Origin of the sequence: Pseudomonas sp. LPH60 (assembly GCF_030718165.1) — a bacterium.
In the GTDB taxonomy this organism is placed as follows: domain Bacteria; phylum Pseudomonadota; class Gammaproteobacteria; order Pseudomonadales; family Pseudomonadaceae; genus Aquipseudomonas; species Aquipseudomonas danubii.
On record NZ_JAVAJH010000002.1, the window covers coordinates 354,494 to 379,569 of the forward strand.

Annotated in this window: 23 protein-coding genes; 4 read left to right on the forward strand and 19 right to left on the reverse strand. The window is 61.5% G+C overall.

Annotated features, from left to right (window positions below; genetic code table 11):
- Positions 1–10 precede the first annotated feature (10 nt).
- Genes Q8O96_RS07195 through Q8O96_RS07205 form a run of 3 tightly spaced genes read right to left on the reverse strand, consistent with a single transcriptional unit; the run spans position 11 to position 2,956 of the window.
- The gene (locus tag Q8O96_RS07195; protein ID WP_102860461.1) at positions 11–877 is read right to left on the reverse strand and encodes a carboxylesterase; all 867 of its coding nucleotides are present in this window, start codon (positions 875–877) and stop codon (positions 11–13) included.
- Positions 874–2,268: an aspartate aminotransferase family protein gene (locus Q8O96_RS07200; RefSeq protein WP_102860462.1), complete on the reverse strand. Its 1,395-nt coding sequence runs from the start codon at positions 2,266–2,268 to the stop codon at positions 874–876. The genes Q8O96_RS07195 and Q8O96_RS07200 overlap by 4 nt, the downstream gene beginning before the upstream one ends.
- Positions 2,261–2,956, reverse strand: a complete 696-nt coding sequence (locus Q8O96_RS07205) for an HAD-IB family phosphatase (protein WP_102860463.1) — start codon at positions 2,954–2,956, stop codon at positions 2,261–2,263. Before Q8O96_RS07205 ends, Q8O96_RS07200 begins: the two co-directional genes overlap by 8 nt.
- A gap of 229 nt (positions 2,957–3,185) precedes the next feature.
- On the opposite strand from Q8O96_RS07205, the gene Q8O96_RS07210 reads away from it, so the two are divergent.
- Positions 3,186–3,956 carry a MipA/OmpV family protein gene (locus tag Q8O96_RS07210; protein WP_240322041.1) on the forward strand — a complete coding sequence of 257 codons (771 nt, stop codon included), beginning with the start codon at positions 3,186–3,188 and terminating at the stop codon, positions 3,954–3,956.
- Between the two features lie 69 nt (positions 3,957–4,025).
- Here the strand turns inward: Q8O96_RS07210 and Q8O96_RS07215 are convergent, their stop codons facing one another.
- The 14 genes from Q8O96_RS07215 to Q8O96_RS07280 all read right to left on the reverse strand — a co-directional run bounded on the left by Q8O96_RS07215 (position 4,026) and on the right by Q8O96_RS07280 (position 18,357).
- Complete coding sequence (locus Q8O96_RS07215; RefSeq protein WP_025129629.1) at positions 4,026–4,427, reverse strand: EamA family transporter; 402 nt, start codon at positions 4,425–4,427, stop codon at positions 4,026–4,028.
- A 31-nt stretch (positions 4,428–4,458) separates the two neighbouring features.
- Positions 4,459–4,833 (reverse strand): transporter, encoded by a 375-nt coding sequence (locus Q8O96_RS07220; RefSeq protein ID WP_115580793.1) that lies wholly within the window; start codon positions 4,831–4,833, stop codon positions 4,459–4,461.
- Complete coding sequence (locus tag Q8O96_RS07225; RefSeq protein WP_102880757.1) at positions 4,830–5,750, reverse strand: arginase; 921 nt, start codon at positions 5,748–5,750, stop codon at positions 4,830–4,832. The genes Q8O96_RS07220 and Q8O96_RS07225 overlap by 4 nt, the downstream gene beginning before the upstream one ends.
- 177 nt (positions 5,751–5,927) lie before the next feature.
- Positions 5,928–6,257 carry a GlpM family protein gene (locus Q8O96_RS07230; RefSeq protein WP_180988516.1) on the reverse strand — a complete coding sequence of 110 codons (330 nt, stop codon included), beginning with the start codon at positions 6,255–6,257 and terminating at the stop codon, positions 5,928–5,930.
- A gap of 26 nt (positions 6,258–6,283) precedes the next feature.
- Positions 6,284–7,609 carry a sigma-54 dependent transcriptional regulator gene (locus tag Q8O96_RS07235; RefSeq protein WP_115580792.1) on the reverse strand — a complete coding sequence of 442 codons (1,326 nt, stop codon included), beginning with the start codon at positions 7,607–7,609 and terminating at the stop codon, positions 6,284–6,286.
- The gene (locus tag Q8O96_RS07240) at positions 7,606–9,507 is read right to left on the reverse strand and encodes a sensor histidine kinase (RefSeq protein ID WP_305948606.1); all 1,902 of its coding nucleotides are present in this window, start codon (positions 9,505–9,507) and stop codon (positions 7,606–7,608) included. The genes Q8O96_RS07235 and Q8O96_RS07240 overlap by 4 nt, the downstream gene beginning before the upstream one ends.
- A gap of 132 nt (positions 9,508–9,639) precedes the next feature.
- Positions 9,640–10,374: an amino acid ABC transporter ATP-binding protein gene (locus Q8O96_RS07245; protein WP_102860470.1), complete on the reverse strand. Its 735-nt coding sequence runs from the start codon at positions 10,372–10,374 to the stop codon at positions 9,640–9,642.
- Entirely contained in the window at positions 10,371–11,042 is a 672-nt protein-coding gene (locus Q8O96_RS07250; RefSeq protein WP_025129635.1) for an amino acid ABC transporter permease, read from the reverse strand. The genes Q8O96_RS07245 and Q8O96_RS07250 overlap by 4 nt, the downstream gene beginning before the upstream one ends.
- A complete protein-coding gene (locus tag Q8O96_RS07255) occupies positions 11,042–11,788 on the reverse strand; it encodes an amino acid ABC transporter permease (RefSeq protein WP_102860471.1) in 747 nt (248 codons plus the stop codon). Before Q8O96_RS07255 ends, Q8O96_RS07250 begins: the two co-directional genes overlap by 1 nt.
- Before the next feature lie 191 nt (positions 11,789–11,979).
- Positions 11,980–12,894, reverse strand: a complete 915-nt coding sequence (locus Q8O96_RS07260; RefSeq protein WP_102860472.1) for a glutamate/aspartate ABC transporter substrate-binding protein — start codon at positions 12,892–12,894, stop codon at positions 11,980–11,982.
- Between the two features lie 363 nt (positions 12,895–13,257).
- A complete protein-coding gene (gene glpD / locus Q8O96_RS07265; protein WP_110594910.1) occupies positions 13,258–14,796 on the reverse strand; it encodes a glycerol-3-phosphate dehydrogenase in 1,539 nt (512 codons plus the stop codon).
- Between the two features lie 279 nt (positions 14,797–15,075).
- A complete protein-coding gene (locus tag Q8O96_RS07270) occupies positions 15,076–15,831 on the reverse strand; it encodes a DeoR/GlpR family transcriptional regulator (RefSeq protein WP_011063123.1) in 756 nt (251 codons plus the stop codon).
- Positions 15,832–15,926: 95 nt separating this feature from the next.
- The gene (glpK, locus tag Q8O96_RS07275) at positions 15,927–17,432 is read right to left on the reverse strand and encodes a glycerol kinase GlpK (protein WP_102860474.1); all 1,506 of its coding nucleotides are present in this window, start codon (positions 17,430–17,432) and stop codon (positions 15,927–15,929) included.
- A 76-nt stretch (positions 17,433–17,508) separates the two neighbouring features.
- On the reverse strand, positions 17,509–18,357 hold the full coding sequence (locus tag Q8O96_RS07280) for an MIP/aquaporin family protein (RefSeq protein ID WP_102860475.1): 849 nt from the start codon (positions 18,355–18,357) through the stop codon (positions 17,509–17,511).
- A 370-nt stretch (positions 18,358–18,727) separates the two neighbouring features.
- Here Q8O96_RS07280 and ybaK point away from each other — a divergent pair, with 370 nt between their 5' ends.
- Together ybaK and Q8O96_RS07290 are read left to right on the forward strand one after the other, a co-directional pair.
- The gene (gene ybaK / locus Q8O96_RS07285; protein WP_305948607.1) at positions 18,728–19,198 is read left to right on the forward strand and encodes a Cys-tRNA(Pro) deacylase; all 471 of its coding nucleotides are present in this window, start codon (positions 18,728–18,730) and stop codon (positions 19,196–19,198) included.
- A 120-nt stretch (positions 19,199–19,318) separates the two neighbouring features.
- Positions 19,319–20,101 (forward strand): PhzF family phenazine biosynthesis protein, encoded by a 783-nt coding sequence (locus Q8O96_RS07290; RefSeq protein WP_102860477.1) that lies wholly within the window; start codon positions 19,319–19,321, stop codon positions 20,099–20,101.
- An 82-nt stretch (positions 20,102–20,183) separates the two neighbouring features.
- Here the strand turns inward: Q8O96_RS07290 and Q8O96_RS07295 are convergent, their stop codons facing one another.
- Together Q8O96_RS07295 and argF are read right to left on the reverse strand one after the other, a co-directional pair.
- A complete protein-coding gene (locus tag Q8O96_RS07295) occupies positions 20,184–21,293 on the reverse strand; it encodes an ABC transporter ATP-binding protein (RefSeq protein ID WP_102860478.1) in 1,110 nt (369 codons plus the stop codon).
- Positions 21,290–22,210, reverse strand: coding sequence for an ornithine carbamoyltransferase (gene argF / locus Q8O96_RS07300; protein ID WP_102860479.1), 921 nt, complete (start codon positions 22,208–22,210; stop codon positions 21,290–21,292). The genes Q8O96_RS07295 and argF overlap by 4 nt, the downstream gene beginning before the upstream one ends.
- A gap of 695 nt (positions 22,211–22,905) precedes the next feature.
- Here argF and Q8O96_RS07305 point away from each other — a divergent pair.
- Positions 22,906–25,014 (forward strand): molybdopterin oxidoreductase family protein, encoded by a 2,109-nt coding sequence (locus Q8O96_RS07305; protein ID WP_207166461.1) that lies wholly within the window; start codon positions 22,906–22,908, stop codon positions 25,012–25,014.
- Positions 25,015–25,076: the final 62 nt, after the last annotated feature.

Below are 25,076 nucleotides of genomic sequence, written 5' to 3' on the forward strand. Positions count from 1 at the left end.
CTTCCTTAAGTCATGCCAGCTGGCGGTAGTCTTCGCGCACCGCAGGTGCAACCACTCGCTGCTCGATGAAGTCCACGCTCAACTCGATCACCCGCTGGTATTGCAGGTCCACGGTGATCATGTGATAGCAGTTGTCCAGGAGGATCTTGGTCACCGGGCCGCCGAGTTTGCGCTCCACGTAGTCGGCATTCCACGGACTGGTGATGTCGTCCTCGCTGGAGTGCAGTACCAGGGCCGGGGTCATGATCGAAGGCATGCGTTTCTTGACCACGGCGTTCATCCGGTGCAACTCGCGCACCGTCACGCCCTCCATGGTCAAGAGGCCCGCATCGCTGCTCTGGCCGGCTTTCATCTGTTTCTCGACAATGGCCCGCAGGCGTTCGTTCTTGATGCCGTACGGCGGCTTTTCCTCGAAGCGGCAGATGTGCACGCCGAAGGGAATCTTCATCAGCAACGGGGTGAGGAACGCCAGCTTGTTGATGCTCCAACCGTCGTACTTGAGGGTGGTGGAATACATCAGCAGGCCGCTGATCTGCCCCGGATGCTCGGACGCCAGGTACATGGACATCACGGCGCCCATGGACAGACCGCCGACGAACACTTGCTCGTGACGCTGTTGCACGCCGACAAAGGTCTTGCGCACGCCCTCGTACCAGTCCTGCCAGCCGGTGGCCTGCAGGTCGCTGTTGTCCCCGCAGTGCCCGGGCAGGGTCGGAACGTACACTGTGCACGTTCCGTCCTTGGCCAGGCCCTGGGCCACCCGACGGAGTTCCGTCGGGGTGCCGGTCAGGCCGTGGATCAACAAGACCCCGACCGGACCCGTGCCGAGAACGAAGCCGGCGTCGCCTTCGCCCAGATCGATCTCAGCGGCGCTCATCGCTTCATGGCCCGATCCAGCAGGCGGTCCAGCAGTGCGATGCCCAGGTCGATTTCCGCGTAGCTGATTTCCAGCGACGGGGCCAGGGTGATGACGTTCTTGTAGTAGCCGCCCACGTCGAGGATCAGGCCCAGGCGCTGGCCGTCGATCTCGATGTCGCCCTTCATGCCTTCCTCGACCATGAAGTCCAGGGTCGCCTTGTCCGGGGTGAAACCGTCGGTGGTGCAGATTTCGCAGCGCAGCGCCAGGCCCAGGCCGTCGACATCGCCGATGATCGGGTAGCGCTTCTGCAGGTCTTGCAGGCCGGCCAGGAAGTACTTGCCCTTTTCCATGACCATCGCGCCGTAGTCGATCTCGCTGGTCATCTTGAACATTTCCAGGCCCACGGCGGTGCCCAGCGGGTTGGAGGCGAAGGTGGAGTGAGTCGAGCCTGGCGGGAATACGCCCGGGTTGATCAGCTCTTCACGGGCCCAGATGCCGCCCAGCGGGTTGAGGCCGTTGGTCAGCGCCTTGCCGAACACGATCACGTCGGGTTGGACGTCGAAGTGTTCGATGGACCACAGCTTGCCGGTGCGATAGAAGCCCATCTGGATTTCGTCCACCACCATCAGGATGCCGTGCTGGTCCAGCACCTGCTTGAGCTCGCTGTAGAAGTTCATCGGCGGGATCACGTAGCCGCCGGTGCCCTGGATCGGCTCGACGTAGAAGGCGGCGTATTCGCTCTGGCCGACTTTCGGGTCCCACACGCCGTTGTATTCGGTCTCGAACAGGCGGGCGAACTGCTGCACGCAGTGGCTGCCGTACTCTTCCTTGGTCATGCCTTTAGGGCCGCGGAAGTGGTACGGGAACGGGATGAACTGCGCGCGCTCGCCGAAGTGGCCGTAGCGGCGACGGTAGCGGTAGCTGGAGGTGATCGACGAGGCGCCCAGGGTACGACCGTGGTAGCCGCCTTCGAAGGCGAACATCAGGCTCTTGCCGTTGGTGGCGTTACGCACCACTTTCAGCGAGTCCTCGACCGACTGCGAACCGCCGACGTTGAAGTGCACGCGACCGTCGAGGCCGAACTTCTTCTTGGCGTCCACGGCAATCATTTCCGACAGCTCGATCTTGCCTTTGTGCAGGTACTGGCTGGCAATCTGCGGCAGGGTGTCGATCTGTTGCTTGAGGGCATTGTTCAGGCGCGGGTTGGCGTAGCCGAAGTTCACCGCCGAGTACCACATCTGCAGGTCGAGGTAGGCCTGGTCGCTGGTGTCCCAGACGTAGGAACCTTCGCAGCGGCTGAAGATGCGCGGGGGTTCGATGTAGTGAACGGTATCGCCGTAGGAGCAGTACTTGGCTTCTTTTTCCAGAAGGATCTGGTCTTCGGCGGTCGCGATGCGGATATCAGACATGGTGGAAGAGTTCCTGGGTTTCAAGGGAGAAATGGGTCGCGTTGGCCGCGTTGTTCGGCAGTTTTGCCAACAGCGCCGGCAGTTCGGCGAAGGAGTCGAACCGAGCGTGAGGAATCTTGTTGCGTTCGCAGTAGTCGGCCAGGCGATCCTTGGCGAAGACGAAGTCGGCGGTGGTTGCCACGCACATGTCCGACTGGCCATCACCGATCACCAGCACGCGTTTGCCCCGTGGCGTGGATTTGCACTTGCAGTTGCCGGAGGCGGCGCGACAGGCGTCGCTGGCGTAGGGAAAGTCGATGCGCCAGCTGTTGTGGTCGACCTGGCGCAGGCGGTTGGCGAGGATCGGCAGCAGGGTCACGTAGTTGCGTGCCAGGATGCGGGCGATGCCTTGCTCGATGCCGTCACTGACCACTTCAATGGAGGCGCCCAGGCCGATCACGTGATCGACGAAGTCGGGGAAGTCCGGGTCGATTTCGACACTGTCGAAGTAGCCCAGCAGTTCGGCGGGCGAAGCCTTGACCAGGGCCAGTTGGCGACTGAGGCATTCTCGGGAGCCGATGTGACCGTCCAGCCATTCCTGTTCTATGCCTTCCCAGCTCGGGTCGGCGAAGCGTTGGAGAACGTTATCGATCACGTCGGCGCGGGAGATGGTCCCGTCGAAGTCACATACGATATGCCAGTGCATCATCTGCTGTTACCTGTTGAATAAGAGCGCTGTTTGCGCTTGCGACAGGGGTAGAGCAGGGACTGTGCCAAGTTGCGAAAACCCAGCAGGGCTGGGCCTCTGGCGAGGGCGGCGGGAGATTTGTAGCGTTCTTGCTACAAATTTTGTAGGTCGCTACAAACAACATCAGTGCTTGCGTTCCAGGGGCGCTCTGATGATTGATGCGCGCATGTTCAGACAAGGAAACTCATTCATGCCTCGGCTTTCTTCCCCAGCTTTGCTCGCCGGTCTGCTGTCGCTGACCGTTGCCTGTAGTGCCTTTGCCGATTCCGACATCACGGGCGAACTCGGTCTGGGTGTCGGCTACCAACCCCATGACCCCACGGGCAGCCGCTATGAGACTGTGCCGCTGCCGTACCTGGATCTGGACTGGGGCGATGTCAGCCTCAGTACCGACGACGGCCTGACCTGGGATGCATTCAAGGGCAATGGTTTCAGCGCCGGCCCCTATCTCAACTACCTGCAGGGACGTAACGCCGATGGTGAGCTGCGCGGCTTGCGGGATGTGCGCGACATGGCCGATGTCGGGGCTTTCGTGCAATACGCCCCGGACGACTTCTGGCGGGTGTTCGCCGCCGTGGGCCAGGCCGTCGGCGGTGCCGGTGGCCAGGGCGGCATGCTGGGCAAGGTCGGAGGGGAGATCGGCTATCCCTTGGGCATGGGCATCATCGGCAGCAATAACCTGACCCTGCACTTTGCCGACGCCCGCCAGAGCCAGACCTTCTTTGGCGTCAACGCCAAGGAAGCCCTGGCTTCGGGCATTGATCGCTACAGTGCCGGCGGTGGCCTGCAGAACTTCAGCCTGAGCCAGAACATCCAGGTGCCGCTGGGCAACAACTGGTCGCTGGTGGCCAGCGCCAGCTGGATCCGTCTGGTCAACTCCGCAGCGGACAGCTCCATTGTTCGTCAGCGGGGCGAAGTCAACCAGGGCCAGGTGCAGACCGCCGTCAGCTACAAGTTCTGAGGCGCGTTGCCGCAGGTCGCCCCTGGCCTGCGCAGCCCTCACCTCCCTGGGGCATTCGGCAGAGGGCCCTCAGGCCTCCTCGCCCTCGGCCAAGAGGGCAATCCCGCCGATGATCACCAAGACCCCGACCCAGTGCAGCAGGCTGATCTGTTCGCCCAGGCCCAGCCAGGAGCCCAGCAGCACCACGACAAAGACCAGGGAGCTCAAGGGGAAGGCCAGGGACAGGCTGCTGCGACGCAAGATCAGCATCCACACGAAAAACGCGCCGATATAGCAGGCAATTGCCAGCAACACGCCCGGATTGACGGCTACCGCCGCCAGCCATTGCAGGTTGAAATCCATCTGCCCCAATTGGTCGCCGCCAACTTTGGTAGCGATCTGGCCGGCGCTCTCGAAGCCGATCAGCAGGGCCCAGAGCACGATGGTGCCCAGACGCTCGTGCAGCCAGCCGTGGGAGGTGTTCGAACTCATGAAAGGTTTCCTTCTATTCGTTGAATAAGGCTCAGGTACTGGCCACGCACACCAGCATCACCCCGGCGGTGATCACCAGCGTGCCCATCCAGCGCCGACGGCTGACGGTCTCGCCCAGCACCACCTTGCCCGCCAGCACCACGCCGCAATAGGCCAGGGCCGCAGCCGGAAACAGCAGGCTCAGAGGGGCCCGGGACAGGGCTTCGAGCCAGACGAAAAACTCGATCACATAGGCCCCGATACCGCACCAGAGCAGGGGCGCGTTGAACACCTGGCCCCAGAAGGCATTCAGGCGAAAGCCGCCTTCCAGCTCCGGCAGGCGGTCCAGGCCGAGCTTGAAACAGAGCTGGCCGATGACGTCCAGCACAATGGAAAAAGCGACTAGCAGAACAACGGTCAAGGTCACGGGAACAGCTCCTCGAACAGCGAGATCAGGGCTTCATTGGTCACTGAGTTGCGCAGCAGGTCGTCCTGGCTCCAGCGCTCGGCCGGAGGTTGGTCCGACTTGGCTTCCCAGCGTTTGAAGGCATTGCTGAAGGCGGGTTTGGCGAACTCGCCGCAGACATCGATGCCCAGCACCCGCTTGCGCGCCGCCAGCTCGCGTATCGCTTGCAGCAAGTGAGTCAGGCGCATGCCGCCCTGGTCCCAGTTGGTGGCGGCGTCTTCGCTGGCCAGCACGTCCTTGTCGATGGTGATCCACACCGCTGCGGTGGGCAGGCTGTCGATCATTTGCGCGAGGAAGGCGGCCCAGTCCTGGTCCGCCAGATTGCGCCAGTGCAGGTGGTTTTCCTGTTGCTGGTGCCCGGCGCCATCGCCGACCCGGCCCCAGACCTTGGACGGCGCGTGCTGCCAGGGAAACAGCTGCAGTTTGCCGTGCTTCAGGGCGCCGAGGTTGCCGCCTCGCAGTTGCGGGTTGTGCAGGTCTTCACTGCAGGGGCCCAGGGTGACAATGCGCTGGATATTGGGCAGCTGCAGCGCCCGGTTGACCCAGGAGCCGCAGTGCCGGCGGGGGGCGAAGCGCACCCAATCCGGGTGATTGTCGAAGTGGATCAGGCTGATCGGTTCGGGCAGATCGTAGAGAAAGGCCGGGGTCAGGTGGTGATAGTCGCCGGAGCCGACAAAGAAGATTTCCGGTTGCGGGCCGCTGTGCCGGGGGCGTTGGCCCAGGCGTTCGCGGAAATGACGGTAGGTGCGTTCGGTGGACCAGAGTCGCAGCTTGGGGCCCAGGTCCAGCAGGTCCAGGCGTCGCGCCTGGCCGCTTTTCAGGCGCCGGACTATGGGCTCCTGGGCGGTCAGGCTGTGGTCGAGATCTAAGATGTTCAAGGTGTTCTTTACCCATGGCAGCGCCCTCCAGAAAACTGCGTGATCAAGCGAAAACGCAGGCTGGGCGGGCTTTACAGGGTAAATGCAAGGGTCGGGCCAGGGTCGTGGCCAGGTTGCCGGCGAGAGACCGCGGCGCAGGCTTCGCGAGCCAGCTCGTTCCTACGGGAATGCTAGGGCTCAGGCGTGGAGGCGGACCCAGACGCTGACCAGCAGGGTGGCAGCAATCAACCAGGCCACGGCGGCCACCGCCAGGGAGGCTTCCAGGCGCAGGCGATCGACCATTACATAGAGCGTCGCCAGGTAGACGAAGTAGGGAATGATCGACCACATGCCGAACAGGATGGTGGTCTTCAGGTCATCCAGAGAACGGCCCTTGCCGACGATGTAGTGGGCAATCAGGGCAAAGGTCGGGAACAGCGGCACCAGGCCGGCGATGTAGTAGTTCCGGGTTTTGGCCAGGGCCGCCAGAATCACCACCACCGCCGCGCCCAGGGCGGCCTTCAACAATAGATCCATGAGTCCTCGCGCTTGGGTCAGTGGTTCAGGCCGTACTTCTTGACCTTGTCGAACAGGGTGGTCTTGGCCATGCCCAGTTCCTGGCTGGCCTGGGTCAGGTTGCCACCGCTGCGCTGCAAGGCATCGTTCAGCAGGTTGCGTTCAAAGGCTTCCACCGCTTCGGCGAAACCCAGGCCCTGGGCGTTGCTGCTGCCGGACTTCTTGAACGCCGGCAGACCGAGGGCAAAGCGCTCGGCGACGTTGCGCAACTCGCGCACGTTGCCCGGCCAGTCGTGGCTCATGAGGGTCGACAGAGTCTGGTTGTCCAGCTCTGGCACGGTGCGGTCGAAACGCAGGGACGACTGCTGCAGGAAGTGTTCGAACAGTTGCAGGATGTCCTCGCGGCGTTCGCGCAGGGGCGGTAGTTCCAGGGTCACCACGTTGAGGCGGTAATACAGGTCGCTGCGAAATGCCTTGGCCCGGCTCAGTTCGTCCAGGTCCGACTTGGTGGCCGCGATCACCCGGCAATCCACGGCCACGCTCTGGTTCGAACCGAGGCGCTCCAGGGTCCGCTCCTGCAATACCCGCAGCAGCTTGATCTGCAGATTGATCGGCATGCTTTCCACTTCATCAAGGAACAGCGTGCCTTGGTGGGCGTGCTCGATCTTGCCGATACGGCGCTTGCCGGCGCCGGTGAAGGCGTTGGCCTCATGGCCGAAGATTTCACTTTCGAAGAGGTTTTCCGGCAGGCCGCCGCAGTTCAGGGCGACGAACTGTTGTTGGTGGCGGCGGCTGAAGTCGTGCAGGCAACGGGCGACCAGTTCCTTGCCGGTACCGGTTTCGCCCTCGATCAGCACGTTGGCCGAAGTGTCGGCGACGTTGGCGATCAGCTCCCGCAGGTTCTGCATGGCCGGCGAGCGGCCGATGATCCGTCCCTCCAGGGAACTGCGTTCGGCCAACTGGCGGCGCAGGGCGGTCACTTCCCGGGCCAGTCCCCGTTGTTCCAGGGCGCGGCGGGCCACGTCCACCAGACGCTCGGGAGAAAAGGGTTTCTCCATGAAGTCGTAGGCGCCTTTCTGCATTGCCCCCACGGCCATGGAAATATCCCCGTGACCGGTGATCAGCACCACCGGCAGGCTGCGATCCCGGGCCTTGAGTTGGGTCAGCAGTTCCAGGCCATCGATGCCCGGCAGGCGGATATCACTGACCACGATGCCGGGAAAGTTCTCCCCGACCTGGGCCAGGGCTTCTTCGGCGCTGCCCACGCCGATGCAGGGAATGTCTTCCAGGGCCAGGGCCTGTTGGCAACCCAGCAGGACATGGGGGTCGTCTTCGACGATCAGCACGGTCAGCTCGTTGTTCATATCGGCTCGGCTTGATTGGTGCTTGCCAGGGGCAAGCTGAGGACAAAGGCGGTGCCGCCGCTTGCCGGATGTTCCACACCCAGGCTGCCGCCGGTGGCGGCGGCGAGGCTGGCGGACAGGGTCAGGCCCAGCCCCAGGCCCTGTTCGCCGGGTTTGGTGGTGAAGAAGGGTTCGAACAGGTGCTTGCGCGCCTCAAGATCGATGCCATGGCCGTTGTCGCGGACCCGCAGGCGATACTTGCCGTCGCCGGGTTCGCCTTCCAGCCAAAGTTCCGGCGCCGGCTGCGCCTGCATGGCGTCCAGGGCATTGCCGATCAGGTTGACCAGGATCTGCTCCAGGCGGGTCTGGTCGATCTGCAGGGTCTGTTCGCTGAAGTCGCGGTGCAGTTGCAGGGGCAGGGGTTCGATGCGGGCGTTGAGAATCTGCAGGGCGGCGTCCACTGCCTTGTCCAGGCTGGCCTGGCCCTGATCGTCGCCGCGGCGGGCGAAGGAGCGCAGGCTGGCGGTGATGCGGCCCATGCGGTCGATCAGTTCATTGATGGTCTTGAGGTTGGCGCTGGCGGTGTCCAGGGCGCCGCGCTCAAGAAAACGCACGGTGTTGCCGGACAAGGTGCGCAACGCCGCCAGCGGCTGGTTCAGCTCGTGGGCGATGCTGGTGGACATCTGGCCGATGGCCGCCAGCTTGCCGGCCTGGACCAGTTCGTCCTGGGCCCGGCGCAGGGTCTCTTCGGCCTGGCGGCGTTCGCGGATCTGCCCCTTGAGGCGCTCGTTGCTGGCCCGCAGGTCGGCGGTGCGTTCGGTGATCCGCCGCTCCAGCTGGCTGTTGGCTTCCTGCAGGGCTTCTCGGGCGGCCAGGCGGGTGGCGATGACCTTGCGCCGTTCATTCCAGGCGATCAGCAGGAAGGCCACCAGGGCAAAGGCCACGGCCACCAGGATGCCCTGGTTGATGGCTTCCCGGCGCAGGTCCTGCAACGGGGTGAGCAGGGTGAAGTTCCACGGGGTGTCGCTCAGTGGCCGGGTCTGGGACAGGTAGCTGATGGCCTTGTCGTCGGATACCAGTTCGGTATTGGCGGGAAAGGTCAGCTTCTCCACGCCTTCGGCCAGGCGTTCCCGGGCCAGGGGTTCCAGTTCGTTGAGGGGGAACCAGTAGTACTGCAGGCTGCGGGCCAGGCGTTCCTTGGTGTCGTCGCTGAGCGGGCGGACCGACTTGAGCCGGCGCGCCGGGTCGCTGGAGAGAATGATGATGCCGTTCTCGTCACTGACGAAGGCTTCCAGGCGGGCCCTTTGCCACCGTTCCTCCAGGGCCTCCAGGCGCACTTTGACTACCGCCACGCCAATGATCTTGCCGTGTTCTTCCAGGCCGTGGGCCAGGTAGTAGCCGGGCTCGCCGCTGGTGCTGCCGATGCCGTAGAAACGTCCGGGCTGGCCACGTACGGCGTTCTGGTAGTAGGCGCGGAAGGACAGGTCTTCACCCAGGTAGCTGTCGACATCGCGCCAGTTGCTGGTGGCCAGCACCCGGCCGGTGGTGTCCATGACATAGATGGCCCGGCTGCGGCTGCGCCGATTCAGGCCTTCGAGGTATTGGTTGACGGTTTGCCGGTGCTCCGGCGAGGGATCGGCCAGCAGCCTGGAGACACTGGACTCCAGTTCCAGGAGGCTGGGCAGATAGGTGTATTTGCTGATCTCGCTTTCTACGGCGCGGGCGTGCAGTTCCAGCTGGCGTTCGCCATTTTCACTGAGGCTGCGAATGCCATTGTGTTCGCTGATCCAGAAGCCGACGTAGCCCAGGCCGATCATCAGCAGGATGACCAGGGGCGGCAGGAACAGGTGACGGATCAGGCGGGGTTTCACGGCGAGTGATGGCGGCGCGGCGCGATAGAGAGTGGGGTCGCATTTCATCACAGATGCCTTGGGTCAACCACTGTGCGGTGTCCATAGGAGCCGGCCGGCCGGCAAAACGGGCGAACCTGGCGATAGGGGAGCCCGGTGCGTCCCCTTCGCCGGCCAGCCGGCTCCTACAGAAGCACAGGTTTAGTGCTGCAGGATCTTCTCGAGGAAGTGCTGGGCACGTTCGGAGCGGGCGCTGATGTCACCGAAGAATTCCTCTTTCTGGCAGTCTTCGATGATCTGGCCCTTGTCCATGAAGATCACCCGGTTCGCCACTTTGCGGGCAAAGCCCATTTCGTGGGTCACGCACATCATGGTCATGCCTTCCTGAGCCAGTTGCACCATCACGTCCAGCACCTCGTTGACCATTTCCGGGTCCAGGGCCGACGTAGGTTCGTCAAACAGCATGACGATCGGGTCCATGGCCAGGGCGCGGGCGATGGCCACACGCTGTTGCTGGCCGCCGGACAACTGGCCCGGGTGCTTGTGGGCATGGGCGGAGAGGCCGACGCGATCCAGCAGTTGCAGGCCTTTCTTGGTGGCCTCTTCCTTGCTGCGGCCCAGGACCTTGATCTGCGCGATGGTCAGGTTCTCGGTGATGGTCAGGTGCGGGAACAGCTCGAAATGCTGAAACACCATGCCCACCCGAGAACGCAGTTTCGGCAGGTTGGTCTTCGGGTCGGCGATGGAGGTGCCATCGACCACGATGTCGCCCTTCTGGAAGGGTTCCAGGGCGTTGACGCATTTGATCAGGGTGGATTTGCCCGAGCCGGACGGCCCGCAGACCACCACCACTTCGCCTTTCTTGACCTCGGTGCTGCAATCAGTCAGCACCTGGAAGTCCCCATACCACTTGTTGATGTTCTTGATAGAGATCATACGGCGAACCTTTTTTGCAGACGCTTGACCAGCAGCGAGGCGGCAAAGCTGATTGTGAAATACACCAGACCGGCAACGATCAGGAATTCATTGGAGCGGCCGATGATGTCGCCGCTGGAACGCGAGGCGTTGAGGAAGTCCACCAGGCCCACGGTGTACACCAGGGAGGTGTCCTGGAACAGGATGATGCTCTGCTGCAGCAGCAGCGGAGTCATCTTGCGGAACGCCTGAGGCAGGATGATCAGGCGCATGGTCTGGCCGTAGCTCATGCCCAGTGCCTGGGCAGCGCCCATCTGGCCCTTGGGAATGGACTGCACGCCGGCACGGACGATTTCGCAGAAGTACGCCGCTTCGAACATCATGAAGGCCACGATGCAGGAGGTGAACGCACCGATCGGGGTGTCTTCGCCGGTGATCCAGCGCAGCACGAACGGCACCGCCAGGTAGAACCAGGTGATCACCAGCAGCAGCGGAATCGAGCGGAAGTAGTTGACGTAGGCACCGGCCAGGTTCGACAGCAGCTTGTTGTGGGACAAGCGCATCAGTGCCAGCAAGGTGCCGAGGATGATCCCGCCCACCACGCCCATGACCATCAGCTTGAGGGTCATCAGCATGCCGTTCCACAGGCCGGGAATGGCCGGGATTATGCCCGAGAAGTCGAATTCCATTATTTACCTCCCACGGAGATCAGGCCGGGGACCGATACTTTTTTCTCGACCAGGCGCATCAGCAGCATCAGGCTCATGTTCAAGGTGAAGTAGATCAGGGTAGCCAGGGTGAAGGCTTCGAACAGGTTGGCCGAGAACTCGGCGGTCTGCTTGGTCTGGGCCAGCAGTTCCATCAAGCCGATCAGCGACGCCACGGAGGAGTTCTTGAAGACGTTGAGGAATTCCGAGGTGAGCGGCGGAATGATGATCCGGTAGGCCTGGGGCAGCAGCACGTTCCAGTAGATCTGCGGCAGCGAGAAGCCCATGGCGCGAGCGGCGGATTCCTGGCCACGTGGCAGCGCCTGGATGCCGGTACGCACCTGCTCGCAAACCCGTGCGGCGGTGAACAGGCCCAGGCACACGACAACGCTCAGGTAGGCCGAGGTGGTCGGGTTGAGGTCCTGCTTGTACCACTCCTGGAGGTTGGCCGGCAGCAGATCCGGCACCAGGAAGTACCAGATGAACAGCTGCACCAGCAGCGGCACGTTACGGAAAATCTCCACGTAGACCGTGGCAATGCCCGACACCAGACGGTTCGGTATGGTGCGCATGACGCCCAGGATCGACCCCAGCAGCAGCGCGATGATCCAGGCCACCACGGCGATGGCGATGGTCCAGCCCAAACCGCTGATGAACCAGTCGAGATAGGTCTCGCTGCCCACACCGGTGGACTTGAAGAATACGCCCCAGTCCCAGTTGTAATTCATTAGGGTTACCCCTCAGATCGTTCGATGTACAAGCACCCGCCTGGGGACGTCCGTTCCCGCCTGATCATGACGACCAGGCACACACGAGCGGCTCGACAACCACCGGTTCGAGTGTTTCCAAAAAATGCCAGCAGGTAGTGACAGACTCCCGAAGGGGCGGCGCCCCTTCAGGAGATAAGGTTAGTCAGGAATCAGGACTTCTTGTCGTCAGCCGCTTTGTCGGTCGGGTTGGCGATCAGGGCCTTGAGCTCGTCGCTCATCGGGAACATCAGGTTCAGGCCTTTTGGCGGAATCGGCGATTGGAACCATTTGTCGTAGATCTTGTTGATTTCGCCCGACTTGTAGGTGGCGACGATGGCGTCATCCACGGCTTTCTTGAACGGGGCATCGCCCTTGCGCACCATGCAGCCGTAGATTTCGTAGGACTGAGGAGTACCGGTCACGGCCCAGTCGGCAGGCTTCTTGGCCTTGGCCATTTCACCGGCCAACAGCGCGTCGTCCATCATGAAGGCCACGGCGCGGCCCGATTCCAGCATCTGGAACGACTCACCGTGGTCCTTGGCGGAGATCACGTTCATGCCCATCTGCTTGTCGGCGTTCATCGCCTTGAGGATGCGCTCGGAAGTGGTGCCAGCGGTGGTCACCACGTTCTTGCCTTTGAGGTCAGCGAAATCTTTGTAGGTCGAGTCCTTTTTGGACAGCAGACGGGTACCGATTTCGAAGATGCCGACGGAGAAGTCGACCTGTTGCTGACGTTCCACGTTGTTGGTGGTGGAACCACACTCGACGTCGACGGTGCCGTTCTGCACCAGTGGGATACGGGTCTGGGAGGTCACCAGGTTGTACTTGACCTTGAGGTCAGGCATGTCGAGGTCTTTCTTGATCGCTTCGACGATTTTCAGCTGGATGTCGTGGGAGTAGCCCACTGGCACGCCGGAAGCGTCAGCGATGTAGGAAAACGGAATGGAAGCGTCGCGATGTCCGAGGGTGATGGTGCCGGATTCTTTGATTTTCTTCAGTGTGCCGGTGAGTTCGGCTGCGAAAACTGGAGTGCTAATCAGAGCGGCAGCGATAGCTGCGCCCAACAGATGGGGAACGATGCGCATCAATATTTCCTCGACATTTGTTTTTTTTATGAAGCCAGTTCGACGGCTCTTTTATACAGCGAATGCCTTGACGGCTCCTGTTGTGTTGGCACGACAGGCATTCGTCGCACAGTGTAGAGCATGAGTCGTGCCAGACCCATTGTTCATGGATAACGTCTTGATTTTAAAGGCTATTAAATATTTGTTGCGAAGGTTTTAGCTGCGGATTATCCGGTTATCCGAATCATTTTCGGTGCTGCGTTCGGAAAACCGAATGTGCATCCGGCACTCGTAGGAGTCGGCGTGCTGGCGAAACGTTCAATGCGTCGCCCACAAAAAAGCCCCTGAACCTTAGGCAGCAGGGGCTTTGTCTGTCTGGGCTGCTCAGGCGGCCTTGATCTTGCCGCGGTTGTGCTCGACCTTCTGCAAGTAGTCTTCCAGTTGCTGCTGTTGCGCCACGGTGGTGAACAGGCCGAGTTTGCTCCGGCGCCAGAGGATGTCCTGGGCTTTCAGCGCCCATTCTTCCGCGCACAGATAATCCACTTCACGCGTATAGAGGCCGCCACCCAGGTGCTCGCCCAGGTCGCTGAGGCTGTGTACGCCCTCCAGCAGGCGCCAGGTGCGGCTGCCATAGGTGCTGGCCCAGCGCTGGGCGATCTGGCTGGGCACCCAGTCGAATTTCTTGCGGATGGCTTCTGCCAGGGCCTGTGGCGTGCTCATGTTCTCGCCGCCGGGCAGGGTGGCTGTGGCAGTCCAGCTGGGCTTGGCCTGCTTGAAGTAAGGCGCCAGTTGCGCCATGGCCGATTCCGCCAGCTTGCGATAGGTGGTCAGCTTGCCGCCGAACACCGAGAGCAGCGGAGCTTCCTCGCCAGTGCCGGAAAGGGCCAGGGTGTAGTCGCGAGTCACCGCCGAAGGGTTGTCGGATTCGTCGTTGCACAGTGGGCGAACCCCGGAGTAGCTGTGCTGGATGTCGCTGCGGCTCAGTTGCTTCTTGAAGTGCGCATTGACCACTTGCAGCAGGTAATCGGTTTCCGCTTCGGTAATCGCTACCTTGGCCGGATCACCGGTGTATTCACGGTCGGTGGTGCCGATCAGGGTGAACTGATCGAGGTAGGGAATGGTGAAGACGATGCGCTGGTCTTCGTTCTGCAGAATGTGTGCGTGCTCGCCTTCGTACAGCTTGGGCACGATCAGGTGGCTGCCCTGGATCAGGCGGATGCCGTAAGGCGACTCCAGTTTCAGGTCATCCTTGATGAACTTGGCGACCCAGGGGCCGGCTGCGTTCACCAGGGCTTTGGCGCTGATGGAGAACAGGCTGCCGTCGGCACGCTCCAGTTCCAGCTGCCACAGGCCCTTGCTGCGCCGGGCGCTGACGCAACGGGTCTGGGTATGCACGTGGGCGCCGTGCTCCCGAGCGGCCATGGCATTGAGCACCACCAGGCGGGCATCGTCGACCCAGCAATCGGAGTATTCGAAGCCTTTGGTGATCTCGGCCTTCAGGGCGCTGTCGGCGCCGAACTTCAGGCTGCGCGAGCCGGCGAGTTTTTCGCGCTTGCCCAGGTGGTCATACAGGAACAGGCCGGCACGAATCATCCAGGCCGGGCGCAGGTGCGGCCGGTGCGGCAGGACAAAGCGCATGGGCTTGACGATGTGCGGGGCCTTGGCCAGCAGCACTTCACGTTCGGCCAGGGCTTCGCGCACCAGGCGGAACTCGTAATGTTCGAGGTAGCGCAGGCCGCCGTGGATCAGCTTGCTGCTGGCCGACGAGGTGTGGCTGGCCAGATCGTCTTTTTCGCAAAGGAACACGGACAAGCCGCGACCTGCCGCATCCGCGGCAATTCCAACACCATTGATCCCACCGCCGATGACGGCGATATCGTAAACCTCGGAGAGAGGGCGCGCGGGCAAGGTAGAAGTGGGCATCGACAGGCCTCGTGTTGCTTTGATATTTGAATTCGAACATTAATGTTCATTTTCGAAAATACTAGCGCATAAAGAAGGGCGTATCCAGCAAGTTTCGATTGAAAAAACTGATCGAAATGCCCTGAAAGGAAAGTTTACGAACATTAACGAGGGGTAACTGTAGTCGCTGCTGCGGGCTTTGACTGTGTGCGAGTGATCGGCCGTGTCGATTCCGAAAACGATGCAGCCCTTGCTGGGCGGCGCTCGGACACAGCCGGATCCGGGAGGGGGAGGAGGGGGTCAGACCACTTCGAGGCGGATCTTGTGCTGGTTGAGCAGTTGGGTCAGGGCCGGTACCGGTTGCTGGTCGGTGACCAGGCAGTCGATCAGGCTGATGGGCCCCAGGCGGATCATGGCATTGCGCCCGAACTTGCTGGAGTCGGCGGCGAGGATCACTTGTCGGGCGTTGGCGATGATCGCCTGGGATACCCGTACTTCCTGATAGTCGAAGTCCAGCAGGCTACCGTCTTCGTCGATACCGCTGATGCCCACCAGGGCGAAATCCACTTTGAACTGATTGATGAAGTCGACGCTGGCCTGGCCGACCACGCCGCCGTCACGGCGCACATTGCCGCCAGTGAGCAGCACATCGAAATCGTCCTTGGCGCTGAGCATCGAGGCCACGTGCAGGTTGTTGGTGATGATCTTCAGGTGGCTGTGGTTGAGCAGGGCGCGGGCGATGGACTCGGTGGTGGTGCCGATGTTGATGAACAACGAGGCGTGATCGGGGATCTGCGCGGCAACGGCTTCACCGATGCGTTGCTTTTCGTCGCGCATCTGGTCGGCGCGCATGGCGTAGGCGGTGTTTTCGACGCTGGAATCATAGGCTGCGCCGCCGTGATAGCGGCGCAGCAGATTGGCTTCCGCCAGCTGGTTGATGTCGCGGCGGATGGTTTGCGGGGTAACAACGAACAGCTGGGCCAATTCCTCGATGCTGACGTACCCGCGTTCGCGGACCAGATCGAGGATTTGTTGCTGACGGGGAGGCAGATTCATGGGGCTTCCTTTGGGCTGCCGTGCAAAATTTGCCCATGATGCCGCAGGAATCCCCTCCCGACCAGTTACAGGCGGTTACCAATCCACGGCTTGGCTTATTTGGCCTCGTCGTGGGGTTCCCAGTCGCGGGTGCGGCTCACCGCTTTCTTCCAGCCTGCATACAGGCCTTCTTTTTCCTCTTGCGCCAGCTGTGGTTCGAACTCGCGCTCGATCACTGCTTTGCCTCGCAGCTCTTCCAGGCTGCCCCAGAAACCGCAGGCCAGGCCCGCCAGGTAGGCCGCGCCCAAGGCTGTGGTTTCGCGCATTTGCGGGCGCTCCACCTGAGTGCCGAGAATGTCCGCCTGGAATTGCATGAGGAAGTTGTTGGCCACTGCGCCGCCGTCAACCCGCAGGGCTTTCAGGCGTTCGCCGGAATCCTGCTGCATGGCGTCGAGCACATCGCGGGTCTGATAGGCAATGGACTCCAGGGCGGCGCGGATGATGTGGTCCACGCGTACGCCACGGGTCAGGCCAAACAGCGCGCCGCGGGCGTAGGGGTCCCAGTAGGGAGCGCCCAGGCCGGTAAAGGCGGGTACCAGGTACACGCCGTTGCTGTCCTTGACCTTGCCGGCGAAGTATTCGGTGTCATGGGCGTCGTTGATGATTTTCAGTTCATCACGCAGCCACTGCACAGTGGAGCCGCCGTTGAACACTGCGCCTTCCAGGGCATAGGCCACTTCGCCGCGGGGGCCACAGGCGATGGTGGTGAGCATGCCGTGCTGGGACTTCACCGCCTTGTCGCCGGTGTTCATCAGCAAGAAGCAACCCGTACCGTAGGTGTTCTTGGCCTGGCCCGGTTCGACGCACATCTGGCCAAACAGCGCGGCTTGCTGGTCGCCGGCGATACCGCCGATGGCGATGCCACTCTTGGTACGGCCGTAGATTTCCGACGAGGACTTCACCTCCGGGAGCATCTCCCGCGGGATGTCCAGCACTTCCAGCATCTTCGCGTCCCACTCCAGAGTGTGGATGTTGAAGAGCATGGTGCGCGAGGCGTTGGTGTAGTCGGTGACGTGGGTCTTGCCGCCAGTGAATTTCCAGATCAGCCAGCTGTCGATGGTGCCGAACAGCAGTTCGCCGCTACGGGCGCGCTCACGGCTGCCTTCGACATTGTCGAGGATCCACTTGAGCTTGGTGCCGGAGAAGTAGGGGTCGGTGACCAGGCCGGTGGTGTCGCGGATGTAGTCTTCCAGGCCGTCGCGCTTGAGCTGCTGGCAGATCTCGGTACTGCGGCGGCACTGCCAGACGATGGCGTTGTAGATCGGGCGGCCGGTGGTCTTGTCCCAGACCACTGTGGTTTCACGCTGGTTGGTGATGCCAATGGCAGCTACCTGATCGTGATGCAGGCCGGCCTGTGCCAGGGCCTCCACCATCACCGCGCTCTGGGTGGCGAAGATTTCCATCGGGTCATGTTCGACCCAGCCGGCCTGAGGGTAATGCTGGGCGAATTCACGCTGGGCAGTGCAGACCACGTTGGCATCGCGGTCGAAAATGATCGCCCGGGAGCTGGTCGTACCCTGATCAAGGGCAATGATGTAGTTCTTATTCTGAATGTCGGTCATGTCGATTGCCTTGGACGAAATAAGGGAGTGAGAACAGGCGCGTGATCGATTTGGGCAGGATCACGCGCCGCGAGAATCAAGAAACTTTGACTTTGCCCTCTATGGCCGGTTCGGCCTCGGAGGCAGCAACAGCGCTGGGCAGATGCCGGGCAATCAGCCCGCGATAGGCCGCAGCACCGAGGCAGGCCCCCAGAATCGGGGCAAAGATCGGTACCAGGAAATACGGAATGTCACGGCCGCCGGTGAAGGAGATTTCACCCCAGCCAGTCATGAACGTCATCAGTTTAGGGCCGAAGTCCCGTGCCGGGTTCATGGCGAAGCCGGTCAGGGGACCCATTGCGCTGCCGATCACGGCAATCAGCAGGCCGATCAGCAGCGGCGCCATCGGGCCGCGAGGCAGGCCGTTGTTGTCATCGGTCAGGGACATGATCACGCCCATGAGAATCGCTGTGATCACCACTTCCACCAGGAACGCCTGGGCAGTGGACAGTGCCGGGTTGGGGAAGGTGGAGAACACCGAGGCCAGTTCCAGGCTGGCCTGGGAGCCACGGATCATTTGGTGGGATTGTTCGAAATCGAAGAATAGGTTGCTGTACAGCGTGTAAACCAACAGCGCCGCGCAGAAGGCGCCGGCGACCTGGGCCAGGATATAGAAGGGCAGTTTGCGTTTATCAAAGTCGGCGAACAGCCACAGAGCGATACTCACGGCCGGATTCAGGTGCGCGCCGGAAACCCCGGCAGTCAGGTAGATCGCCATGCTCACGCCGATCCCCCAGATGATGCTGATTTCCCACAGACCGAAGCTGGCGCCCGCGACCTTGAGGGCGGCGACACAGCCGGTGCCGAAGAAGATCAATAGCGCAGTACCCAGGAACTCGGCCATGCATTGGCCCGATAGCGACGGTTGTTGCAGAGCAGTTGTCATTGTGAACCTCGATTTTTGTTGTTGTCTGGCGCTGCTGCAAAAGGCATGGAGCGCGACTTCCAACGAAGACGGAATCCCCATTCCGGCCTCGTCTTGCTACTGGGTGCAACCTTGGATCTACCGCAGGATATTCAGAAACGAAAAAATATAGACAAGAAACACCGCTGTCAAAGGTCGAAAGTGAACGATTGGTCATTTTATAGATATCAATCAGATGAATGATCCTGGGTGGCAGTCTCGGGAGTGACAGAGAACCTTGTGCTGGCAGATCTCAGGGTGCGTTATCAAGGCTTGGAATAGAGCCTTTTGTTGATGAATGACCTAAAATTCAGCCGCTCGGTTTTGCCTTTTCGTCCCCCTTGGAGCTGCCATGACCCCTGCACTGGACCTGCTGAAAAAAGTTCGCGCCGAACATCGCATTCACAGTTACGAACATGACCCCAAGGCAGCGTCCTACGGCCTGGAGGCGGCGGAGAAGCTCAATCTCGATCCGGCGCAAGTGTTCAAGACCCTGCTGGCCAGCAGTGAAAAGGGCGAATTGCTGGTGGCGGTGGTGCCGGTCGTCGGAAGTCTTGACCTGAAGGCCCTGGCCCATGCTGCGGGGGTGAAGAAGGCTGAGATGGCTGATCCGGCTGCTGCCCAACGTGCCACCGGTTATCTGCTGGGGGGCATCAGTCCGCTGGGGCAGAAAAAACGACTGCGGACCTTTATCGACAACAGTGCCCAGCCGTTGGTCAGTATTTTCGTCAGTGCCGGTCGCCGTGGCCTGGAGGTGGAGTTGGCGGCGGACGTGCTGGCCGAGCACACCCAGGCGAAGTTCGCCGACATCGGTCGCTCTTGAGCCCAGGCGTCGGCAGCGGCCCGGGCTGCTGCTGTATGCCGGAAAATCTTCCCTTCTGTGTCTGTCGGGTTCCTTGTTCCGGGCCTCATGCTGGCGGCCGACTATCCAAGGAGCACAGTTATGCCGCTTGAGTTCCAACAGATCGATGCCTTCAGTGATCGCCCCTTCGCCGGCAATCCGGCCATGGTTTACCGGCTTGATGCGTGGCTTGACGAGGCGCTGATGCAGCAGATCGCCGCCGAGCACAACCTGGCGGAAACCGCTTTTGTGGTGCGCGAGGCGCAAGGCTGGCGAATCCGCTGGTTTACTCCGACCACTGAAGTACCTCTGTGCGGGCATGCCACCCTGGCCAGTGCTTATGTGTTGTTCGAGGTCTACGACGAGCCGACGCAACGCATCGATTTTCAGAGCCGTTCCGGGCCCTTGAGTGTCACCCGCGAAGACGGGCTGCTATGGCTTGATTTCCCTTTGCGCAGCCCCAGTAGCCAGGCTGGGCTGGAAGACGTGGCGCAGATACTGGGTGCCCGAGTCATCGAGCTGCTGGGCGCCAATGAGCTGTTGGCGGTGCTGGAGTCGGAGCAGGCGGTGCGCGATTGCCAGCCGGATATGGCTGCGTTGGCGAAGCTGCCCTGGCCTGGAGTGATTGTTACGGCGCGTGGAGACCGGCATGACTTTGTCTCGCGGTATTTTGCCCCGGCCATTGGCATCGACGAGGACCCGGTGACCGGTTCGACCCATTGCTGCCTGACGCCTTACTGGGCACGGCAATTGGATAAACAGCAGTTGAGCGCTTATCAGTGTTCGGCGCGAGGTGGAGCCTTGTTCTGTCGGTTGGAGGGAGAGCGGGTGAAGATCGGTGGCCATGCGCGGCTGATTGCCAGCGGACATTTGCACCTGGAATGACTGTGCCGGGTGTTTCGCCGTCAAGCCGGCTCCTACAGTTCGTTGCGATCTTGTAGGGGCCGGTTGGCCAGGGGAAGCGTTATCAGTGCGCGCTGCTGTAGCGGCGTACCCCTGATTCACTGTGTGGAATCTGCGCGGCGGTGCTGCCCGAGGCCTGGAACAGCACCAGGTGTTCTGCGGCGACCCGAATCCCCACATCCGCTCCAACCTGATGATCGGCATGGCTGGGGAAGATCGACTCCAGCAGGCTGCCGGTTGGCAGTTGCAGGCGATACAGGGTCGAGGCACCGAGAAAGGTCTTGCCGACGATCCGCGCTTTCAGAGCGCTGTCCGGCGCATAGACGATATCGTCGGGGCGCAGCAGTACGTCCACCGCTCCACCGGACGGCCAGGTGTAGGCGCGGTTGCCCTGCAGCACACCCAGTTCGGTCTGCACCGATTCCGGGCTGCTCAACTGGCCACGAATGAAGTAGCCCTGGCCAATGAAACTGGCGACAAAGGGCGTCTGCGGCTCGTGATAGAGGTTGTAGGGGGTATCCCACTGTTCCAGGCGGCCTTCCTTGAATACCCCGACCTGATCGCTCACGGCAAAGGCTTCTTCCTGGTCGTGGGTGACCAGGATGGCACTGGTACCCCGAGCCTTGAGGATGTCGCGCACCTCATGGCTGAGCTTGCGGCGCAATTCACCATCAAGATTGGAGAAGGGCTCGTCCAGCAACAGCAGTTGGGGTTCCGGTGCCAGGGCGCGGGCCAGAGCCACCCGTTGCTGTTGGCCGCCAGACAGTTCGTGGGGGAAGCGCTGACCGAGGTTCTTCAGGTTGACCAGTTCCAGCAATTCAGCGACCACACGGTCTTTCTGTGGGTGCTTGCGAATGCCGAAGGCAATGTTGTCCGCCACACACAGGTGTGGGAACAGGGCGTAGTCCTGGAACACCATGCCGATCCGGCGTTTCTCCGGCGCCAGGGTGAAGCCGGCGCTGGAGATGGTTTCGCCGGCCAACTGGATCTCGCCCTCGTGTACGGGCTCGAATCCGGCGATGGCCCGCAGGGTGGTGGTCTTGCCGCAGCCGGATGAACCCAGCAGGCAGCCGATATCACCGGCATTGAGGTGCAGATTGAGGTTCTGCACCACCCGTTGGTCCTGATAGCCGCATGCCAGATTGCGCAGGTTGAGCAGTAATGGCTGGCTCATGCGTGGTGGTACGCCGGCTCGACAAGAAACTCGAGCAGGGCCTTTTGCGCATGGAGACGGTTTTCCGCCTGGTCCCAAGCCACCGAACGTGGGTCGTCCAGCAGGTCGAGGCTGATTTCCTCGCCGCGGTGGGCGGGCAGGCAATGCATGAACAGTACGTCCGGCGCGGCCAGGTCGAGCAGGGCGCGGTTTACCTGGAATGGCGCGAACAGCTTGAGGCGCTTGGCGGTTTCCTCTTCCTGGCCCATGGAGGTCCAGACGTCGGTGCTCACCAGGTGGGCGCCGGTCACCGCTTCGCGAGGATCGCGGACGATGGTCACGCGATCGCCGGCCAGAGCGACAAACTCCGGGTTGGGCTCGTAGCCTTCAGGGCAAGCGACGCGCAGTTGGAAATCGAACTGCATGGCCGCTTCTATATAGCTGTTGCACATGTTGTTGCCATCGCCGATCCAGGCCACGGTCTTGCCTTGGATCGAGCCGCGATGTTCAAGGAAAGTCTGCATGTCCGCCAACAGTTGGCAGGGGTGCAGGTCATCGGACAGGCCGTTGATCACCGGTACCCGGGAGTTGGCCGCAAATTCGGTCAGGGTGCTATGGGCAAAGGTACGGATCATCACTGCGTCGAGCATGCGCGACATGACGATGGCGCAGTCGCCGATGGGCTCGCCGCGTCCCAGTTGGGTATCCCGTGGCGAAAGGAAGATGGCCTGGCCGCCCAGTTGGATCATGCCGGCTTCGAAAGACAGTCGGGTACGGGTCGACGACTTCTCGAAAATCATGCCGAGCACACGATTTTTCAAGGGCTCGAAGAGTACGCCGCGGTTACGCAGGTCCTTCAGCTCGATGCCTCGACGAATCACACTGACCAGCTCTTCGGGCGTGCAATCCATCAGGGAGAGAAAGTGCCTTGCGCTCATCATTAACTACCTTTTTGCAACGGACCGCAGATTCTCAAAGCCTTGTTTAATCGAACAACGGGCTGGACCTGCGGCGAAAGCCGCACGGGGCGACGAAATAGGGGAAGGCGCGATCTTATAATTAAATGTCGCGTCTTACCAATAGTGCTACGGCGATTACGGGCATGAGAGGTCAGGACGCGATTGCGCTGACGCTTTTGAGACCAGTTTCCAGACAGCAGCCGGGCATTTGTACACTGCCCTGGCGCGCCTTGGCAATCCAGCGGGGCGCCGGCTGTTCGCTTGCAGTCGTTTTCTGACCTGTGGGCCGAGGTCGCTGCCATGGGCATGCCGAGAGGGTGTCAGTCTGAAACATTTCCTAATGCAAAGTACTGCGGATACCCAGGCGAATCTGCGGCCGGGATAGATGCGCGATGGAATCCAAGGAGCAGCAACTGATGGCGCTTTTGGGGGAGGGCATGGCCCGGACGCTCACTGACATGACCGCCTCAGTGACAGCCCCTTTTTTGAATTGCTGCTCAATTGCTGCCGATGGCCTGCCGCGCTTGGCGCCGAACTGACAGCACTGATCATGGCTGGGGCTGATGGCCCTGAATTCATGAGGCGAACGTCGCTGGTGTCAACAGCGGTCAGCCGCCATAGTTTTTGCTTCCAGCGGCCCCCTATGGGTTGCCTTCAAACAATAGATACTGGCCATGACCAAGACTCTCCATCACCGTGCCTGCCACTTGTGCGAAGCGATCTGCGGCCTGACCCTGGAAGTCACCGAGGAAGAGGGTGGCGCTCCGCGCATTACCTCGATCAAGGGGGACGCTCAGGACAGCTTCAGTCGCGGCCACATCTGCCCCAAGGCTGTGGCCCTGCAGGATATTCAGAATGACCCCGATCGCCTGCGTCAGCCGGTGCGGCGCGTGGGCAATGAATGGCAGCCGATCGAGTGGGACGAGGCTTTCGCCCTGGTAGCCGAAAGGCTGGCGAGCATCCAGCAGCATCATGGCAATAATGCGGTGGCGGTCTATCAGGGCAACCCCAGCGTTCACAACTACGGGCTGATGACCCACAGCAACTACTTCCTTGGCCAGCTCAAGACCCGTAACCGTTTCTCGGCCACGTCGGTCGACCAGTTGCCCCAGCACCTGACCAGCTACCTGATGTACGGCCACGGTCTGCTGCTGCCGATTCCGGACATCGACCACACCGACTTCATGCTGATCCTCGGCGGCAATCCCTTGGCGTCCAACGGCAGCATCATGACGGTGCCGGACGTGGAAAAGCGTTTGAGGGCAATCCAGGCTCGTGGTGGCAAGGTGGTGGTGATCGATCCTCGGCGCAGTGAAACGGCGGCCATGGCCGATCAGCATCTGTTCGTCCGTCCTGGAGGCGATGTGGCCTTGCTGTTTGGCCTGTTGAACACGATTTTTGAGGAAGGGCCGATTCGCGACAGTCATCTGCAAGTCGATGGATTGGCAGAGGTGCGCCAGGCGATTTCCCGCTTCACCGCAGAGGCCATGAGCCCGCTGTGTGCGATTGCGGCGCCGCAGATTCGGCAGTTGGCCCGGGAGTTCGCCTCGGCGGAGCGAGCGGTCTGTTATGGACGCATGGGGGTTTCGACCCAAGCCTTCGGTACGTTGTGCCATTGGTTGCTGCAACTGCTCAATCTGATCACTGGCAACCTTGACCGGGTAGGTGGGGCCCTGTGTACTGAGCCGGCGGTGGATCTGGTAGCGGCGACTTCGGGGGGGCACTTCAACCTTTGGCAGAGTCGGGTTTCCGGGCTTCCGGAGTATGGCGGCGAGCTGCCTGTATCGGCCCTGGCCGAAGAGATGCTCACTGAGGGCGAGGGACAGGTTCGGGCATTGATCACCGTGGCAGGCAACCCGGTGTTGTCCACACCCAATGGCCGGCAGTTGGAGCAGGCACTGGACGGGTTGGAGTTCATGCTCAGCATCGACTTGTACATCAATGAAACGACCCGTTATGCCGACTTGATCCTGCCGTCCACCTCGGCTCTGGAGAACGATCACTACGACACCACGTTCAATCTTCTTGCAGTACGCAATGTCAGTCGCTTCAACCGGGCGATCCTGCCCAAGCCTGCGGGTGCGCTGCACGACTGGGAGATCTTTGTCGGCCTGGCCAAAGCGTTTGCCGCGAAAACCGAACAACCGCTGAAGCCGACCATCCCCCCTGCGCAGATGATTGACATGGGTTTGCGAGCCGGTGCCTACGGCGATGCATCGCCGCTCAAACTGTCCTTGGCAACACTGGACCAGTATCCCCACGGTATTGATCTGGGGGCGCTGCAGCCGAATCTGGCGGCCCGCTTGAAAACCGAGAATCGGCGGATTCAGGCGGCGCCAGCGCCGATCATGGCGGATCTGGCGCGATTTGCCGCCTTGAGCGTGCCGCCGTTGGATGAGTTGCTGCTGATTGGCCGTCGCCATGTACGCAGTAACAACTCGTGGATGCACAACTATCACCGCCTGGTGAAGGGCAAGCCCCGTCACCAGTTGCTGATGCACCCGGATGACCTGGCCAGTCGCGGGCTGAATGACGGTCAGCGGGTGCGAATCAGCTCTCGGGTCGGTGCGGTGGAGGTAGAGGTGCTGGCCAGCACTGAAATGATGCCGGGGGTGGTGAGCTTGCCCCATGGTTGGGGGCATGGGCGCCCAGGGGTGCAACTGAACATTGCCATGGAGCAGCCCGGTTGCAGCGCCAATGACCTGACCGATGAGCGTCAGCTTGATGCGTTGTCTGGGAATGCGGCGTTGAACGGGGTGCCAGTCAAGGTGGAAGCGGCCTGAGATGTCTGTCGGAGAGGCCGAGCAGGGCGCTCAGGTTTCCGTTACAATGCGCCACCGTGCCG